The sequence below is a fragment of the Agrococcus sp. HG114 genome (assembly GCF_024723325.1).
In the GTDB taxonomy this organism is placed as follows: Bacteria; Actinomycetota; Actinomycetes; order Actinomycetales; family Microbacteriaceae; genus Agrococcus.
In genome coordinates, this window is sequence record NZ_JANQCH010000236.1 from 1 (window position 1) to 1,026 (window position 1,026).

At 78.6% G+C, this 1,026-nt stretch carries 1 protein-coding gene; it reads right to left on the bottom strand.

Going from position 1 to position 1,026, the window contains the following annotated elements; all coding sequences use genetic code 11:
- A partial coding sequence (locus NWP09_RS12970) for an efflux RND transporter permease subunit (RefSeq protein ID WP_258275907.1) occupies window positions 1-1,026 on the bottom strand: 1,026 nt, incomplete at both ends.

The following is a 1,026-nucleotide window of genomic DNA, read 5'->3' on the forward strand; positions in this document are numbered from 1 at the left end:
CCCCCCCGCCCGCGCCCGCCGCCCCGCCGGCGAGCTCGAGCCCCTCGAGCGCGCGCGCGACGCCGGCCGAGACGCCGCCGACGTCGGCCGCCTCGGGCGTGACCGTCACGGTCGCGGTGCGCGCGCCGTCGCTCGTCGAGATCGACACCGGGCCCTCGATCTCGGTGACCTCGGCGACGTCGGCGAGCGCGAGCGGCCCCGCCGGGGTCGGCAGCTCGAGCGCGCGCAGCTCGTCGAGCGTCGCGGCGGGCGCGATCGCGTCGAGCCAGATGCGCACGAGCGCGCCCTCGAGCTGGATCTCGCCGACGGGCGTGGGCTGCATCGCCTGCGCGACGAGCCCCGACACCGCCGCCTCGCTGAGGCCGAGGCTCGCGGCGAGCTCGCGGTCGACCGCGACCTGCACGAGCGGCTGCGCGCCCTGGAGCGAGTCGGTGACCTGCGCGACGCCCTCGAGCCCCGCGACGGCGTCGGCGACGGATGCGGTGGCCGGCTCGAGCGCGTCGACGGTCGGCGCCTGCACCTCGATCTCGATGTCGCTGCCGCCGAGCCCGGCGGACGAGCCCACGAGCACCTCGCCCTCGGCCGCGTCCCCGATCTCGAGCACGCGCTCGCGCAGCGCCCGCATGTCGGTGCCCTCGGCGGCGATCACGCCGTAGGTGATCGCTCCGCTCCCGCCGCCGCCGGTGAAGGCGGCGAACTGCCTCGCGCCGCTCGAGACGGTCGCCGACACGGTCTCGACGCCCTCGAGCGCCTGCAGGTCCGCCGACAGCGCCTCGGCCGCGGCGAGCTGCGCGTCGAGCGACGCGCCCGGCTCGAGCTCCTGCGTCACCTGCACGGTGGTCTGGCCGTCGTCCCCGAGGAAGTTCGTCGCGAGGAGCGGCAGCGCCGCGCCGCTCGCCCCGAGGATCGCCGCCGCGCCGACGAGCACGAGCCACGGGCGGCGCAGGGTCGCGAGCAGCAGCGGGCGGTAGGCGCGCCGCAGCCGGTCGGGCCGCTCGACGGGGGCCGGCTCGACCGGCTCGGCGG